The 14,467-nt window shown below is 61.0% G+C and carries 16 protein-coding genes; 15 read left to right on the top strand and 1 reads right to left on the bottom strand.

Features of this window, described 5'->3' with window-relative positions:
- Positions 1–36 precede the first annotated feature (36 nt).
- Complete coding sequence (locus FJV77_RS05290) at positions 37–762, top strand: SDR family NAD(P)-dependent oxidoreductase (RefSeq protein ID WP_142865799.1); 726 nt, start codon at positions 37–39, stop codon at positions 760–762.
- A gap of 11 nt (positions 763–773) precedes the next feature.
- On the opposite strand, the gene FJV77_RS05285 is transcribed toward FJV77_RS05290, so the two are convergent.
- Positions 774–1,202, bottom strand: coding sequence for a DUF4864 domain-containing protein (locus FJV77_RS05285; RefSeq protein ID WP_142865798.1), 429 nt, complete (start codon positions 1,200–1,202; stop codon positions 774–776).
- Between the two features lie 195 nt (positions 1,203–1,397).
- On the opposite strand from FJV77_RS05285, the gene FJV77_RS05280 reads away from it, so the two are divergent.
- The 14 genes from FJV77_RS05280 to FJV77_RS05215 all read left to right on the top strand — a co-directional run bounded on the left by FJV77_RS05280 (position 1,398) and on the right by FJV77_RS05215 (position 14,467).
- Positions 1,398–2,009, top strand: a complete 612-nt coding sequence (locus FJV77_RS05280) for a DsbA family protein (protein WP_185970195.1) — start codon at positions 1,398–1,400, stop codon at positions 2,007–2,009.
- A 79-nt stretch (positions 2,010–2,088) separates the two neighbouring features.
- The gene (locus FJV77_RS05275; protein WP_142865796.1) at positions 2,089–2,325 is read left to right on the top strand and encodes an Lrp/AsnC ligand binding domain-containing protein; all 237 of its coding nucleotides are present in this window, start codon (positions 2,089–2,091) and stop codon (positions 2,323–2,325) included.
- Positions 2,326–2,498: 173 nt separating this feature from the next.
- The gene (locus FJV77_RS05270; RefSeq protein ID WP_181057110.1) at positions 2,499–3,911 is read left to right on the top strand and encodes a circularly permuted type 2 ATP-grasp protein; all 1,413 of its coding nucleotides are present in this window, start codon (positions 2,499–2,501) and stop codon (positions 3,909–3,911) included.
- Between the two features lie 36 nt (positions 3,912–3,947).
- Complete coding sequence (locus FJV77_RS05265; protein WP_185970198.1) at positions 3,948–4,334, top strand: four helix bundle protein; 387 nt, start codon at positions 3,948–3,950, stop codon at positions 4,332–4,334.
- A gap of 63 nt (positions 4,335–4,397) precedes the next feature.
- Complete coding sequence (locus FJV77_RS05260; protein ID WP_142865793.1) at positions 4,398–5,339, top strand: alpha-E domain-containing protein; 942 nt, start codon at positions 4,398–4,400, stop codon at positions 5,337–5,339.
- 64 nt (positions 5,340–5,403) lie between these two features.
- On the top strand, positions 5,404–6,198 hold the full coding sequence (locus FJV77_RS05255) for a transglutaminase family protein (RefSeq protein WP_142865792.1): 795 nt from the start codon (positions 5,404–5,406) through the stop codon (positions 6,196–6,198).
- A gap of 32 nt (positions 6,199–6,230) precedes the next feature.
- On the top strand, positions 6,231–6,962 hold the full coding sequence (locus FJV77_RS05250) for a peptidase (protein ID WP_142865791.1): 732 nt from the start codon (positions 6,231–6,233) through the stop codon (positions 6,960–6,962).
- Positions 6,963–7,037: 75 nt separating this feature from the next.
- Positions 7,038–8,447: an aspartate aminotransferase family protein gene (locus FJV77_RS05245; RefSeq protein ID WP_142865790.1), complete on the top strand. Its 1,410-nt coding sequence runs from the start codon at positions 7,038–7,040 to the stop codon at positions 8,445–8,447.
- A 30-nt stretch (positions 8,448–8,477) separates the two neighbouring features.
- Positions 8,478–8,882, top strand: a complete 405-nt coding sequence (locus tag FJV77_RS05240) for a hypothetical protein (protein WP_142865789.1) — start codon at positions 8,478–8,480, stop codon at positions 8,880–8,882.
- A 115-nt stretch (positions 8,883–8,997) separates the two neighbouring features.
- A complete protein-coding gene (locus FJV77_RS05235) occupies positions 8,998–9,765 on the top strand; it encodes a DeoR/GlpR family DNA-binding transcription regulator (RefSeq protein WP_142865788.1) in 768 nt (255 codons plus the stop codon).
- Between the two features lie 118 nt (positions 9,766–9,883).
- Positions 9,884–11,404: a glycerol-3-phosphate dehydrogenase gene (gene glpD / locus FJV77_RS05230; RefSeq protein ID WP_142865787.1), complete on the top strand. Its 1,521-nt coding sequence runs from the start codon at positions 9,884–9,886 to the stop codon at positions 11,402–11,404.
- A 38-nt stretch (positions 11,405–11,442) separates the two neighbouring features.
- Entirely contained in the window at positions 11,443–12,522 is a 1,080-nt protein-coding gene (locus FJV77_RS05225) for an ABC transporter ATP-binding protein (RefSeq protein WP_142865786.1), read from the top strand.
- A gap of 10 nt (positions 12,523–12,532) precedes the next feature.
- On the top strand, positions 12,533–13,600 hold the full coding sequence (locus FJV77_RS05220; protein ID WP_142865785.1) for an ABC transporter ATP-binding protein: 1,068 nt from the start codon (positions 12,533–12,535) through the stop codon (positions 13,598–13,600).
- Positions 13,601–14,467 carry a sugar ABC transporter permease gene (locus FJV77_RS05215; RefSeq protein WP_112561562.1) on the top strand — a complete coding sequence of 289 codons (867 nt, stop codon included), beginning with the start codon at positions 13,601–13,603 and terminating at the stop codon, positions 14,465–14,467.

The following is a 14,467-nucleotide window of genomic DNA, read 5'->3' as shown; positions in this document are numbered from 1 at the left end:
CATTGTCCGGGCGCAGATTCCGGTTGGGGTCAGGCCATGACTGTCACATATGAACTTGGCGGCAAGACCGCGATCGTGACTGGCGGCGCACGAGGCATCGGCAAGGCCATTGCGGCGCAGTTGTTGAACTCCGGGGCCGAAGTCTGGATATGGGATGCTGATCCGACAGCTGTGGACGGCGCGCATTGCCAGACGGTCGATGTGACAAAGGCTCGCCAGATCAAAGACGCCTTGGCTGAGGTCGTCGCAGACAATAGCCGGATTGACATTCTAATCAACAATGCAGGCTATTTAGGCGACTATTGTGGGTTCGAGGCATTCGATCCGATCGAGTGGCAACGCATCATCGGTGTCAACCTGATCGGCGTTTTCGAGGTTACGCATCAGGTTCTGCCGATCATGCGCAAGGCTGGTAGGGGCCGGATCATCAATATGGGGTCCCTGGCAGGCAAGGAAGGGTTGCCGAATCTGGCCGCCTATTCAGCGGCAAGTGCAGGCGTCATTGCCTTTACGAAAGCCTTGTCGCGGGAGACCTGCGATACCGACATTCGGGTGAATTGCGTGGCACCGGGGCCGATCGATACCGAGTTGATCAGGCGCCTTGGAAACGATGTCGTAGACGACATGATAAATGCCAGCCCGCTCAAGCGCCTTGGCTCGGTGGATGAAGTGGCGGCACTTGTGCTTTGGCTTTGTTCCGACGCCAGCGCATTCAACACCGGAGCCGTGTTCGACATGTCGGGCGGCAGGGCACGCTACTGAGGCTTTGTGCGTCAGGTGCTCAGCGAATTCGACGCCCGCAGGCTGCAGCCGGTGATCTGGAAACTGCCGTCGGGCTGCTGCTGCAGCGTATAGACCGCCTCGTAGTCCTTGCCGTCGGGGCCGACGATCAGCACCTGCTGGATGATCGAGCCTGGGCCGGTCTGCTCGACCTTGCCGAAGGAATAGCTTTGTGGCTGACGCACCGGCGCGTAGCCGTTGGTCACCATGTTCATGAAGGCGTCGACGGTTGGGAAAATCTGCTTCACGTTTGGAGCAGCGTAGCTGTAGGCCTTGGCGCCGTCGTTTGCGATGAGCGCCTTCAACTGACCATCGATGACGGCCTGGCCGGCCTTGATTTCGGCATCGCCGGCAAGGGCTGCCGAGATGAACAGGGCTGACGCGAACAGCAATGAAACGACTGCGGATGCGATGTGGCGCATGGCCTGTCTCCATTGTCCCCCAACAAAAGCTGTCCGAAGACGCATTATACCATACGCTTTGCGCTGCCTCACGGTTTCAGCAACCGCAGTAATTCGCCACGCAAGTGCCACAAGATCATGCTTAAGCATCCTTTAAGGCAGGGCGCGCATCGTAGGGGACGAGTGGGGATCCGTTCGCGCAACCAGGGACGAACCATGTCTAAGCAGCCGATTGACCGGCGCCTTTTGCTGAAGGGCGCGGCTAGCTTTGCAGTTCTGGCTCCCTTGCCCGCTTGGGCAGCCACCGGGCCGACCGTCACCGAAATCGCCTTCGATCCGGCCATTCCAGCACTCGGCAATCCCGACGGCGACGTCACTATCGCCGAATTCGTCGATTATCAGTGCCCGATCTGCAAACTCGTCTTCGTCGAACTGAAGAAACTCATGGAAGAGGATAGCGGCATCCGGCTGGTGATGAAGGACTGGCCGATCTTCGGCGATGTCTCGCGCGACGCGGCGCGCGTGGCGCTTTTGACCGGCGAACACTATGCCGCAGCGGTCGATGCGCTGATGACCAACCAGCGTGGCCTCTCGGAACGCTGCACCAACGATATCCTGGCTTCGGTGGGGGTCGATGTGGCGATGGTGCGTGCCGATCTCGCCATCCGTGAACCCGACATCGACGCTGCCCTTTTGCGCACCGATACGCAGGCAACCGCCTTTAAACTGCGTGGCACTCCCGCTTTGGTCATCGGTGGCAGCCTCTACCGGCGCGGCATGCCGGTATCCGAACTAAGACAAGCCGTCGCCAGTGCGCGTTCGGCCTGATGCTTGAAAGCCGGGCGGCAGTCTGCGAGAAGGGCCGCCATGGGCGCAAGATGCGCGTTTCAACGTGGCAGGACCGGCAATGAAGACGTTTTTCGTGCAGATAAAGTGCGACCTGGGCAAGTCTTATGATGTCGCCAGCGCTCTCGCCGACGCTGAGATCGCATCGGAAATCTACTCGACCGCCGGCAATTACGATCTGCTCGCCAAATTCTACGTCGACGACGAGGAAGATGTCGGCCACTTCGTGAACGAGAAGGTGCAGCATCTTCCCGGAATCAAGGACACTTTCACGGTCGTCACTTTCCGCGCTTTCTAAAGCCGCATCAGGCACTTGCCCGGCGACGAGGCAAAGCCTGACTACGTGCCTGTTACGACTGCCCTAATTTTGGGCAGTCGTAACATACTGATCACCCATATCCTCCAAATCATCGATTGCGCTTGATTTTCTCCCGCGACGCCAGTGAAATGGCGTCACAGGGGAGTATGCGATTGGCAGCGTTCGATGAAATGCTTCCGGAAGTTTCCGGACTGAGAAAACCGTATACGGCTTACGACCGCTGGCTGAAGGAGCAGGATCCGGCCAGACTTACCGAAAAGATGCAGGACGCCGAGCGCGTCTTCCGCAAAACCGGCATCACCTTCGCCGTCTATGGCGAGCAGGAAGCTTCCGAGCGGCTGATCCCCTTTGATATCGTTCCGCGCATCATCTCCGGCAATGAATGGCGAAGGCTGACGCAAGGCATAGAGCAGCGCGTGCAGGCGCTGAACGCCTTCCTCGACGACATCTACCATCGCCAGGAAATCCTGCGCGCCGGCCGTGTGCCCAGGGAGCTCATCGCCAGGAATGAGGCCTTCCTGCCGGAAATGATTGGCGTGCGGCCGCCGGCCGGCGTCTACACCCACATTATCGGCGTCGATATCGTGCGCATCTCTGAGAACGAGTTCTACGTGCTGGAGGACAATGCGCGCACGCCGTCGGGCGTCTCCTACATGCTGGAGAACCGCGAGACGATGATGCAGCTCTTCCCCGAGCTGTTCCAGCAGATCAAGGTGCGGCCGGTCGAGAACTATCCGCAGCTCCTGCGCCAGTCGCTGGCGGCGGTCCGGCCGCAAAGCACCAAGGGCGCGCCGACCATCGCCGTGCTGACGCCGGGCAGCTTCAACTCCGCCTATTTCGAGCACGCCTTCCTGGCCGACCAGATGGGCGTGCAGCTGGTCGAAGGCCAGGACCTGCGCGTCGTCGACGGCCATGTCGCCATGCGCACCACCGAGGGCTACAAGCAGATCGACGTGCTTTACCGGCGCGTCGACGATTCGTTCCTCGACCCGCTGACCTTTAGGCCGGACTCGGCCCTTGGCGTGCCCGGCATCATGGATGTCTACCGCGCCGGCAACATCACCATCGCCAACGCGCCGGGAACCGGCATCGCCGACGACAAGGCGATCTATTCCTACATGCCCGAGATCGTCGAGTTCTACACCGGTCGCAAAGCCATCCTCGGCAACATCCCGACGTGGCGCTGCTCGGAGGCCGACAGCCTGAAATATGTGCTCGAACACATCCATGAGCTGGTCATCAAGGAAGTGCACGGCTCCGGCGGCTACGGCATGCTGGTCGGCCCGGCGGCGACCAAGAAGGAATGCCAGGACTTCGCCAAGAAGCTGCAGGCCAAACCTTCCAACTACATCGCCCAGCCGACGCTGGCGCTGTCGACCTGTCCGATCCTGACAGAAAAAGGCCTGTCGCCCCGTCATGTCGACTTGCGGCCATACGTGCTGGTGTCAGACCGTATCCAGATCGTGCCGGGCGGGTTGACGCGGGTAGCGCTGAAGGAGGGTTCGCTGGTGGTGAATTCCTCGCAGGGCGGCGGGACGAAGGATACGTGGGTGTTGGATGATTGAAAGAGCGAATAGCGAATAGCGAGTAGCGAATAGCGAATAGGGAAAGAGGGGGATACGACGGCGATCAATTCCTACAGGGATCTGATTGTTTGGAAGGCGGCCCTAGGGTTGGCAGTAAATTGCTACTCGGCCACGAAAGGCTTTCCGAGCAGCGAAGCATACGGAATGACCTCTCAGATACGACGCTCGGCCGCTTCTATCGCAGCAAATGTCGCAGAAGGTCACGGACGAGAAAGTACAGGAGCCTTCATTCAGTTTCTTCGAGTGGCACAGGGCTCCCTAAAAGAATTGGAGACACATCTGATCCTGTGCGGAGAGGTAGGATTGATGGTCGAAGCGGAGGTCGCGAACTTGCTCGGCCAAACCGAAGACATTGGAAAAATGCTGCGTTCGATGATCAGGAGCCTGCAACAGAAATCATGATAAGTTCCTTCCCCTATTCGCTATTCGCTACTCGCTATTCGCTCGACATCGGAGCAAGCTGATATGCTTTTGGGCCGCACCGCCAACGGGCTTTACTGGATGAACCGCTATATCGAGCGGGCGGAAAACATGGCGCGTCTGGTCGATGCCGGCCTGCGCATGGCGCTGACCCGCACCCAGAGTGCTTCGGAAGAGTGGAATTCGGTGCTGCTCAGCGCCGGTTCCGACGTCGCCTTCACGCAGAAATACCAGGATTATACCGCCGCCAATGTCGCCGACTTCCTTCTGCGCGACACCTCGAACCCGTCGAGCACGATGTCGGCGATCGAGACCGCACGCAACAATGCCCGCATGGTGCGCACCGCGCTGACACGCGAAACCTGGGAAAGCATCAACGAGGCCTGGATGGCGCTGAAGCGGATGCTGGCAAAGCCGATCGACGAGCGCGACCTGCCGAATGTGCTTGACGCCATCAAACGCGAGACTGCGCTGATCCGCGGTTCGTTTTACGGCACCATGCTGCGCAACGAGATTTTCGATTTCTCGCAGCTCGGCACCTATGTCGAGCGCGCCGACAACACGGCACGCATCCTCGACGTGAAATACTATGTACTGTTGCCGTCGATCTCCTGGGTCGGTTCGAGCCTCGACAATTATCAGTGGGAATCGATCCTGCGCTCGGTGTCGGCGCACCGCTCCTATCGCTGGGTCTATGAGGCCGACTACAAGCCGACCAACATCGCCGACTATCTGATCCTCAATGTCCGCATGCCGCGCTCGCTGACCTTCTGCTATCGTTTCCTGGCCGAGCACCTGAAATTCCTTGGCGATGATTATGGCGAGCGCCATGCCTGCCACGCGACGGTCGACAGGACGCAGGCCATGCTGAGGGCAGGGTCGATCAAGGACATATTCGACGCCGGCCTGCACGAATTCCTGGCCAGGTTCATCCAGGACAACACCAAGCTGGGCGACGAGATCGCCCAAGATTACCGGTTCAATTGAGCATGACCCCGAAAAGTGGGACCCGGTTTTCGGATAAGGTCATGCTCAAAACGGAAGACAAGTTATGAGATTGAAGATCTCCCACCGGACCGAATACCGCTACGATGCGCCGGTGCATTATCTGCTGCAGCGGCTGCGGCTGTTGCCGGTCAGCGGACCGACGCAGACGGTATTGTCCTGGGCATTGAAGATCGAGGGCGCGCGCGAGGAAGTGCGCTTCAGCGACCATTTCGGCAACGACAACAGGCTGTTGAGCGTGGAGGGCGAGCGTGACTTCATCACGGTTGAGGCCTCAGGCGAGGTTGTCACGCGCGACACAGCAGGCGTCTCGGGTCCGCATCACGGCTTTGCGCCGCTCTGGCTGTTCAGCCAGGAGACCGCTTTGACCATCCCCGGCAACGGCATTCGCGAGCTTGCCGCGGCGGTCGGCAAAGGCACCGACATCGAAAGGCTGCATCGGCTGATGGCGCTAATCGTCGAGCGCGTCGCTTACACGCCGGGCACCACCAGCGTGACGACGCCGGCGGAAGAGGCGTTGGCGCTGAAGACCGGCGTCTGCCAGGATCACAGCCATATCTTTGTCGCCGCCACCCGCGCCATGGGCTTTCCGGCCCGTTATGTCAGCGGCTATCTGATGATGGACGCGGCCATCGAACAGGCGGCAAGCCATGCCTGGGCCGAAGCCCATGTTCAGGGTCTCGGCTGGGTCGCCTTCGACGCCGCCAACGGCATTTCCCCTGATGAACGCTATGTCAGGGTGGCCACCGGCCGCGATTATCGCGACGCCTCGCCGGTGTCGGGAATTCGACTGGGACAGGCGGAGGAACAGCTTGCGGTCACCGTCACGGTAGAGCAGTAGTTCTCGGCAAGATTGCTGCCTGAAGAGATTCCATGACTTATTGCGTCGGCCTCAAGATCGATCATGGGCTCGTGTTCATGTCGGACACGCGCACCAACGCCGGCATGGATTCGATCTCGACCTTCAAGAAGATGCATGTCTGGGAAGAGCCGGGCGAGCGCGTCATCGTGCTGATGTCGGCCGGCAATCTGGCGACGACGCAGGCTGTCATCAGCTTGCTCGACGAGCGCAACAAGGCGATCGGCGAACGCCATGCGACGCTGCTCGAAACCCCGTCCATGTACCAGACGGTGCGGCTGGTCGGCGACACCGTCAAGGAAGTCATCGCCCAGTCGTCACCGGCCGGCGAAAAGGCGGATTCCTATTTCAACGCCTCCTTCATCCTCGGCGGCCAGATCAAGGGCAGCGCGCCGCGCCTGTTCATGATCTACCCCGAGGGCAATTTCATCGAATCGACCGACGACACGCCGTTCTTCCAGATCGGCGAGACCAAATACGGCAAGCCCATCATCATCCGCGCCTATGAAAGGACGATGAGCCTGGCCGAAACCGTGAAGCTGCTTCTGGTCTCCTTCGATTCGACGCTGAAGTCGAACCTGTCCGTCGGCCTGCCGCTCGACCTGCTGTTCCTTGAGAAGGATGCTTTCAAGGTCGGGCTGAAGAAGCGGATAGGCCAGGACGACCAGTATTATCGCACCATCTCGGACGGCTGGTCGAAGGCGCTGAAAACGGCCTTTGCCAGCCTGCCCGATTTCCCGGGTTAGAGTGCCCTTGCTGGCGCTGTTGCGTGGCGCTTGCCGCGGCGATCGACGCTGCTTGGCCCAAGTCTGGAGACCAGAATGAACAACGATGATTTCCGGCAATGGTCGAGGCACGCCGCCGATTGGGGAGTCGATTACCGTTCATCGCTGCGGGAAAGACCGGTGCGGCCGCTGGTCGAACCCGGCGACATCTTTCGCAGCATCGAGGCGTCGCCACCGGAAGCGGCTGAGCCGATGGAACGGATTTTCGCCGATTTCGAAGAGAAGATCGTGCCGGGCATGACGCATTGGCAGCATCCGCGTTTCTTCGCCTATTTCCCGGCCAATGCAGCACCTGTCTCAGTGGTGGCCGAATATCTGGTCTCGGCGATGGCCGCGCAATGCATGCTGTGGCAGACCTCTCCGGCGGCGACCGAACTCGAAACCCGCATAGTCGACTGGATGCGCCAGGCGCTCGGCCTGCCCGAAGGCTTTTCCGGCGTCATCCAGGATTCGGCCTCGTCGGCGACGCTGGCCGCCGTGCTGACGATGCGCGAGCGGGCGCTCGACTGGCAGGGCAACAAACAGGGCCTGGCCGGGCAGAAGCGGCCGCGCATCTATTCCTCCGATCAGGTCCACACCTCGATCGACCGCGCGATCTGGGTGTCGGGCATCGGCGAGGACAACCTGGTCCGCATTCCGGTCACCGGGCGCTTTCGCGCCATGGATACGGCAGCGCTCGAGGCGGCAATCGTCGCGGACCGTGAGGCCGGCATGTTGCCCGCCGGCATCATCGCCAGTGTCGGCGGTACCAGCACCGGTGGTACTGACAATGTCGCCGCCGTCGCCGCGGCGGCCAAGCGCCACGGGCTCTATCTGCATGTCGATGCCGCCTGGGCCGGATCGGCAATGATCTGCCCGGAATTCCGCCATTTCTGGGCCGGCGCAGAGCTCGCCGATTCCATCGTCTTCAACCCGCATAAATGGCTCGGCGCGCAATTCGACTGCTCGATGCAGTTCATTCGCCAGCCCGAAGACCTGGTGCGCACTTTGGCAATCAAGCCGGAATTCCTCAAGACGCATGGCCGCGACGGTATCATCAACTATTCCGAATGGTCGGTGCCGCTTGGCCGCCGCTTCCGCGCTTTGAAACTGTGGTTCCTGCTGCGCGCGCACGGACTGGAAGCGCTGCGCACCATGATCCGCAACCATGTTGCCTGGAGCGAGGGCCTTGCGGCGCGGCTGGCGAACGAGCCGGATTTCGAGATCGTCACCGAACCGATGCTGTCGCTGTTTTCCTTCCGTCATAAGGCAGCGGGCGATGCCGACGACCACAATCTGCGCCTGGTCAATGCCATCAACGACGATGGCCGCCTCTATCTGACGCAGACGCGGGTCGACGGACGGGTCGCCATCCGCTTCCAGGTCGGACAGTTCGAGACCACGGCGGAAGACGTCAATACCGCCTTCACTGTCATTTGCGACTGTGCAAGATCGCTCAAGGGCTGAGGTAGCCAGCAAGGAATTGCGAGCAAGGGCATGGTCGGGCAGCGCGAAGAGACGAGCCAAAATCTGACGGGCGTCTGGAGCGGGCGCTACTTCTATCCGCGCGAACTGGCGCCGGTCTCCTTCGTCGCGACGCTGATCGAGACGGCAACCAGCTTGACGGGGATGACCCACGAACCGGCGAGCCCGGCGACCGGCACAGTGAGATACGCAACCCTGCAGGGGCAGCGCGACGGCAACGCCGTCTCCTTCATCAAAACATATGACAATGCCGGATCGAACGTGGATCCGATCGACTACAGCGGCATTCTGAACGGCGATGCCACCGAGATCGCGGGCACCTGGCGCATCCTGGGAAGCTGGTCCGGCAAATTCCTGATGATCCGCTCGCCGGGCAAAGTCGCCACCGTCGCCCGCAAGGTGGCGGAGCGGGTCTGAGCTGTATCTGCCTGGTTCGCCTTTGCAATCATCGATATTTCATTAGCCGGCTTCTCCCTTTTCATTGCTTTCGTTTTGAGCTACAAACAAGAAAAACGAAAACGGGAGGTTCTCAGTGTATCTGTCGCCGCGCCATGCCGAAATCATCCAGATGGCGAAAGACCATGGCCGCGTGCTGGTTGACGATCTGGCCACGCATTTCAACGTGACGCCGCAGACCATCCGCAAGGACCTCAACGATCTCTGTGACCAGCGGCTGCTGTCGCGCATCCATGGCGGCGCCTTGTTCCCGTCCGGAATCGAGAACATGGAGTACGAAGCCCGGCGCAAGATTGCTGCCGACGAGAAAGAGGCGATCGGCCGCGCGGCGGCCAGGCTGATCCCTGACAACGCCTCGCTCTTCATCAATATTGGCACCACGACCGAGTCGGTCAGCAAGGCGCTGCTCGATCACGCCGGGCTCATGGTCATCACCAATAACATCAATGTTGCCAACAGGATGCGCATTTATCCTTCGATCGAGGTGGTGATCGCCGGCGGCGTCGTGCGCGGCTCCGATGGGGGCGTGGTCGGCGAGGCGGCGGTCGATTTCATCCGCCAGTTCAAGGTCGACTATGCCGTCATCGGCGCCTCGGCCATCGACCATGACGGCGCGTTGCTCGATTTCGACTTTCGCGAAGTGAAAGTGGCGCAGGCCATCATCGCCAATGCCAGACATGTCATCCTGGTGTCCGACCAGACCAAGTTCGAACGCACCGCACCGGTTCGCATCGGCCATCTGTCGCAGGTCAACACCTTCATCACCGACCGTTGCGACATCCCTTCGGTGCGCCGGATCTGCGAAGAGGCCGAGGTGCAGCTGATCGAAACATCGCTGGGCTAAAGGCTTCTATCACGGCACCGTGACATTTCGTTTGACATTCGTTCTGATTTCGAAATAATCCCGATACGGTTTCGTAAAAACCTAAAAATGCTGCAATGCGAAATCGCGGGAGGGCTTTTTGGACGCAATCCATGACATCTTCGTCATCGGTGGCGGCATCAATGGCTGCGGCATCGCCCGCGACGCCGTTGGGCGAGGCTTTTCGGTATTTCTGGCTGAGATGAATGATCTCGCCAGCGGAACCTCCTCCGGCTCGACCAAGCTGATCCATGGCGGCTTGCGCTACCTCGAATTCTATGAGTTCCGCTTGGTGCGCGAGGCGCTGATGGAGCGCGAGGTTCTGTGGAAGAACGCACCGCACATCATCTGGCCGATGCGCTTCGTGCTGCCCTATGCCAAGGGCCTTCGTCCGGCCTGGCTGATCCGGCTCGGCCTTTTCCTCTACGACCACATTGGCGGCCGCAAATTGCTGCCGGCGACCCGCACGCTCGACATGGCGAAGGATCCGGCCGGCAAGCCGCTGAAGCCGTTGTTTCACAAGGCGTTCGAGTATTCCGACGGCTGGGTCAACGATGCCCGCCTGGTGGCGTTGAACGCGCGTGACGCCGCCGACCGTGGCGCTACGATCCGCACCCGCACGAAAGTCGTCGCAGCAAGGCGCGAAGGCGATATCTGGGCAATCCGGCTGGAGGATCTGGCGACCGGAACGACCGAGGAGGTTAAGGCCCGGCTGCTGGTCAATGCCGCCGGCCCGTGGGTCGACCACGTCCTGTCGACCACTGTGGGCCAGAACGACGTGCACAATGTCCGCCTGGTGCAGGGCAGCCATATCGTCATCAAGAAGAAGTTCGACGACCCGCGCGCATACTTCTTCCAGAACAAGGACGGGCGCATCATCTTCGCCATTCCCTATGAGGAAGAGTTCACGCTGATCGGCACGACCGATCGCGACTATCCCGGCGATCCGCATGACGTGAAGATCAGCGACACCGAGATCGACTATCTCTGCGCGGCGGCGAGCGAATATTTTGCCCAGCCCGTGAAGCGTTCCGACATCGTCTGGACCTATTCGGCCGTGCGCCCGCTCTACGACGACGGCGCCTCAAAGGCGCAGGAGGCGACCCGCGACTATGTGCTGAAGGCCGATGGCGGCGAGGGCAAGGCGCCGATCGTCAATGCCTTCGGCGGCAAGATCACCACCTATCGCCGGCTGTCGGAATCGATGCTGGAAAAGATCGAAGGGTTTCTCGGCAAACGCGGCAAGCCATGGACGGCGAACGCATCCTTGCCCGGCGGCAATTTCCCGGCCACCGGTTTCGACGCCCAGGTGGCGAAGCTGAAGAGCGCCTATCCCTTCCTCGACCAGCGCCTGGCGCGCCGGCTGACCAGGCTCTACGGCACGCGCGCGCAAGTGCTGCTCGGCCTCGCCAAGTCGAACGCCGATCTCGGCCGCAATTTCGGTGCCGATCTGTATGAGGCAGAAGTGCGCTACCTCTGCGAAAACGAATGGGCGCTGACCGCCGAAGATGTATTGTGGCGTCGCACCAAGCGCGGCCTGCATTTCAGCCGCGAGCAGGTCTCGGCCCTCGACGAATTCATGCGCGGCATCAGTCAGCGCCATGTCGTTGCAGCGGAATAGGGAAGGCGATTGATGCACAAAGCCTGGGAGGAGGCATCATGCTGGAACTGAGAAACGTGACGAAGACGGTCGGTGCGGCGGAGCACATCCGCGACGTCTCGCTGACGCTTCAGCACGGCTCGCTCAATGTCCTGCTCGGGCCAACGCTGTCGGGCAAGACCAGCCTGATGCGGCTGATGGCCGGGCTCGACGTGCCGACCTCCGGCTCGGTCTGGTTCGACGGCCAGAATGTCACCGGCATGCCGGTGCAGCAGCGCAAGATCGCCATGGTCTACCAGCAGTTCATCAACTACCCCGCGATGACGGTCTATGAAAACATCGCCTCGCCTCTGCGCGTCGCCGGCACCGATCAGGCCAAGATCGACAAGGAAGTCCGCAACGCGGCAGCGCTTCTGAAGCTGACGCCCTATCTCGACCGCACGCCGCTCAGCCTGTCCGGCGGCCAGCAGCAGCGCACCGCACTTGCCCGCGCCATCGTCAAGAATGCCAGCCTGGTGCTGCTCGACGAGCCGCTCGCCAATCTCGATTACAAGCTGCGCGAGGAACTGCGCGCCGAGCTGCCGAAGATCTTCGCCGCCGCCGGCACCATCTTCGTCTACGCTACGACCGAGCCGCACGAAGCCTTGCTGCTCGGCGGTAACACGGCGACGCTGTCCGAGGGACGCATCACCCAGTTCGGGCCGACCATCGACGTCTTCCGCAAGCCGATCGACCTGGTGACGGCAAAGACCTTTGCCGATCCGCCGCTCAACACCATCGTGCTGGCCAAGAAGGGGCAGGACTTTCTGCTCGAGGGCGGCGTCAAGCTGCCGGTGCCGGCCGAGCTTTCCGGCATTGCCGACGCCAACTATACGATCGGTTTCCAGCCGCATCATCTCTCGCTCGAGCGGCCCAACGCCGCCGCCGTGCCGGTCCGCGCCAAGGTGACGATCACCGAGATCACCGGTTCGGAAAGCTTCATCCATCTCGATTTCGCCGACGCGCGCTGGGTCATGCTGACCCATGGCATCCGCGATTTCGAGCCCGACGCAGAGATCGAGGTGTTCATCGATCCGCGCCACATCATGGTCTTCGACGGCAACGGCAGCGCCGTCGCCGCATCGAAGCTGGCGGCTTGAGGGGGAGGAGATGGCGCGCATCGACGTCAACCATGTCAGGCACTCCTATTTGCCCAACCCGCAGAAGGATGCCGATTTCGCGCTCAGGGAAGTGCACCACACTTTCGAGGATGGCGGCGCCTATGCGCTGCTCGGGCCGTCCGGTTGCGGCAAGACCACGCTGCTCAACATCATTTCGGGCCTGCTGCATCCTTCGCACGGAGAGCTGCTGTTCAACGGCAAGGACGTCACCAACCTGTCGACGCAGGAGCGCAACATTGCGCAGGTGTTCCAGTTCCCGGTCATCTACGACACCATGACCGTCTACGACAATCTGGCCTTCCCGCTGCGCAACCGCGGCGTGCCGGAGGCCGATGTCGACCGCACGGTGCGCGAGACGCTGGAGATGATCGACCTTGCGTCGTGGGCCAAGAAGAAGGCGAGGGGCCTGACTGCCGACCAGAAGCAGAAGATTTCGCTCGGCCGCGGCCTGGTGCGCTCGGATGTCAACGCCATCCTGTTCGACGAGCCGCTGACCGTCATCGACCCGCACATGAAGTGGGTGCTGCGCTCGCAATTGAAGCAGCTGCATCGCCGCTTCGGCTACACCATGGTCTATGTCACCCATGACCAGACCGAGGCGCTGACCTTCGCCGACCAGGTCGTCGTCATGTATGATGGCGGCATTGTCCAGATTGGCACGCCGGCCGAACTGTTCGAGCGCCCGCGCCACACATTCGTCGGCTATTTCATCGGTTCGCCCGGCATGAACGTCATGCCGGTGGCGATCGATGGCAAGACCGCGACCATCGGCAGCCAGCGCATCGAGCTGCCTGGCGTGCCCAAAACAGGGGCTGGGCCTATCGAACTCGGCATCCGTCCCGAATATGTCAGGCTCGGCCGTGACGGCATGGCGGTGAAAATCAGCAAGGTCGAGGATCTCGGCCGCCACAAGGTGGTGCGCGCCAGTCTCGAAGGCCGCGAGATCGCAGCCGTCATCGGCGAGGACGAGAGCGTTCCCGCCGATCCGAAGGTGCGCTTCGATCCGGCCGGCATCAACATCTATGCCGATTCCTGGCGCGTCGAGATGGGGGCATAGATGGAAAAGACCTGGAACAACAAGGCCTGGTTCATGGTGCTGCCGGTGCTCCTGCTGGTGGCGTTCTCGGCGGTGATTCCGCTGATGACGGTGGTCAACTATTCGGTACAGGACACGTTCGGAAACAACGTCTTCTTCTGGAACGGCTCGGACTGGTTCACCGAAATCCTGGAGTCGGAACGTTTCTGGCTCTCGATGGTCCGCAACCTGATCTTCTCCTTCATCATCCTCGCCATTGAAGTGCCACTCGGTATCTTCATCGCCCTCAACATGCCCAAGAAGGGCTGGGGCGTGCCGGTGTGTCTGGTGCTGATGGCGCTGCCGCTGCTGATCCCGTGGAACGTCGTCGGCACCATTTGGCAGGTGTTCGGTCGCATCGACATAGGCCTGCTCGGCTACACGCTGTCGGCGCTCGGCTTCGACTACAATTACGTCAACGACCCGACCGACGCCTGGGTGACGGTCATCCTGATGGACGTATGGCACTGGACGAGTCTCGTCGTTCTGCTCTGCTACGCCGGCCTTGTCTCCATACCGGATGCTTATTATCAAGCCGCCAAGATCGATGGCGCCTCGCGCTGGGCGATCTTCCGCTACATCCAGTTGCCGAAGATGAACCGCGTGCTTTTGATCGCCGTGCTGCTGCGCTTCATGGACTCGTTCATGATCTACACCGAGCCCTTCGTCGTCACCGGTGGCGGCCCCGGCAATTCGACGACATTCCTGTCGATAGATCTGGTCAAGATCGCCATCGGCCAGTTCGACCTCGGGCCAGCGGCGGCCATGTCGATCATCTACTTCCTCATCATCCTGTTGCTGTCGTGGGTGTTCTACACCGTCATGACCAATGTCGATGCGGAGCGCTGA

Source organism: Mesorhizobium sp. WSM4306 (genome assembly GCF_007003975.1).
Lineage (GTDB): Bacteria > Pseudomonadota > Alphaproteobacteria > Rhizobiales > Rhizobiaceae > Mesorhizobium.
Note: the sequence above shows the minus strand (reverse complement) of the source record. Positions and strands in the feature narration are given on the sequence as shown.

What these genes read in the sequence shown, in the direction of transcription:
- FJV77_RS05215 (WP_112561562.1), top strand. Translation starts at nt 13,601, where the DNA reads ATGGAAAAGACCTGGAACAACAAGGCCTGGTTCATGGTGCTGCCGGTG.
- FJV77_RS05260 (WP_142865793.1), top strand. Translation starts at nt 4,398, where the DNA reads ATGCTTTTGGGCCGCACCGCCAACGGGCTTTACTGGATGAACCGCTAT.
- FJV77_RS05285 (WP_142865798.1), bottom strand. Translation starts at nt 1,202, where the DNA reads ATGCGCCACATCGCATCCGCAGTCGTTTCATTGCTGTTCGCGTCAGCC.
- FJV77_RS05220 (WP_142865785.1), top strand. Translation starts at nt 12,533, where the DNA reads ATGGCGCGCATCGACGTCAACCATGTCAGGCACTCCTATTTGCCCAAC.
- FJV77_RS05255 (WP_142865792.1), top strand. Translation starts at nt 5,404, where the DNA reads ATGAGATTGAAGATCTCCCACCGGACCGAATACCGCTACGATGCGCCG.
- FJV77_RS05225 (WP_142865786.1), top strand. Translation starts at nt 11,443, where the DNA reads ATGCTGGAACTGAGAAACGTGACGAAGACGGTCGGTGCGGCGGAGCAC.
- FJV77_RS05275 (WP_142865796.1), top strand. Translation starts at nt 2,089, where the DNA reads ATGAAGACGTTTTTCGTGCAGATAAAGTGCGACCTGGGCAAGTCTTAT.
- FJV77_RS05250 (WP_142865791.1), top strand. Translation starts at nt 6,231, where the DNA reads ATGACTTATTGCGTCGGCCTCAAGATCGATCATGGGCTCGTGTTCATG.
- FJV77_RS05245 (WP_142865790.1), top strand. Translation starts at nt 7,038, where the DNA reads ATGAACAACGATGATTTCCGGCAATGGTCGAGGCACGCCGCCGATTGG.
- FJV77_RS05290 (WP_142865799.1), top strand. Translation starts at nt 37, where the DNA reads ATGACTGTCACATATGAACTTGGCGGCAAGACCGCGATCGTGACTGGC.
- FJV77_RS05240 (WP_142865789.1), top strand. Translation starts at nt 8,478, where the DNA reads ATGGTCGGGCAGCGCGAAGAGACGAGCCAAAATCTGACGGGCGTCTGG.
- FJV77_RS05280 (WP_185970195.1), top strand. Translation starts at nt 1,398, where the DNA reads ATGTCTAAGCAGCCGATTGACCGGCGCCTTTTGCTGAAGGGCGCGGCT.